The 681-nt window shown below is 54.0% G+C and carries 1 protein-coding gene and 1 pseudogene (1 of these 2 only partly in view); both read right to left on the bottom strand.

Features of this window, described 5'->3' with window-relative positions; translation table 11 throughout:
- Nucleotides 1-160: pseudogene (gene thiL, locus ADK28_RS13600) on the bottom strand (thiamine-phosphate kinase) (it extends 837 nt beyond the left edge of the window).
- Nucleotides 161-211: 51 nt separating this feature from the next.
- Complete coding sequence (gene nusB / locus ADK28_RS13595) at nt 212-628, bottom strand: transcription antitermination factor NusB (RefSeq protein ID WP_004940384.1); 417 nt, start codon at nt 626-628, stop codon at nt 212-214.
- Between the last annotated feature and the right edge of the window lie 53 nt (nt 629-681).

Raw genomic sequence — 681 nt, 5'->3', positions numbered from 1 at the left:
GCACGCCCGCCACCAACGTATCGGTACTGACGGCCACCAGCTGTTTTTCCGGCACTGCCAGCAGTGCGCAGTCATCTCCAATGCCCAACTGTACATCCCGGCGCACGCGCTTAAACCGGTCAAAATAGCGGGCAATGAGGTCAAATTCGCCGCATGCCATATCGATATTCCACGAGAAGAAATTAAGGCCGGGAATGCCGGCCTTAATGTTTTACTTTTTCTTGCGAAGGGTTGGTGCCACTTTATCCAGCACCCCGTTCACAAACTTGTGGCTGTCTTCCGCGCCGAAGGTTTTCGCCAGCTCGATCGCTTCGTTGATCGCCACTTTGTAAGGGACATCCTCGCGCATCTTCAGTTCAAACAGCGCGACGCGCAGCACCGCGCGCTCCACCTGGCCCAGCTCTTCGAGCTGACGCGACAGGTATGGCGCCATCAGTTCGTCCAGCATACCTGCATTCACTGCCGCGCCGGACAGCAACTCGCGAAAATAGGCGACGTCAACATCTTTGACATCCTGCTCCGTCAGGAACTGGTGTTCAACATCGGCAAGGTCGTTTTTAGACAACTGCCAAGAGTAAAGCGCTTGAACAGCGCACTCACGAGCGCGGCGACGAGCAGCAGGTTTCACGGAATTCCCCTTAACTAAATTCAGGCTTTAATAGCTTTGATAACATTAATCAT

This window comes from Serratia sp. 506_PEND (assembly GCF_001076875.1).
Lineage (GTDB): Bacteria > Pseudomonadota > Gammaproteobacteria > Enterobacterales > Enterobacteriaceae > Serratia > Serratia marcescens.
Note: the sequence above shows the minus strand (reverse complement) of the source record. Positions and strands in the feature narration are given on the sequence as shown.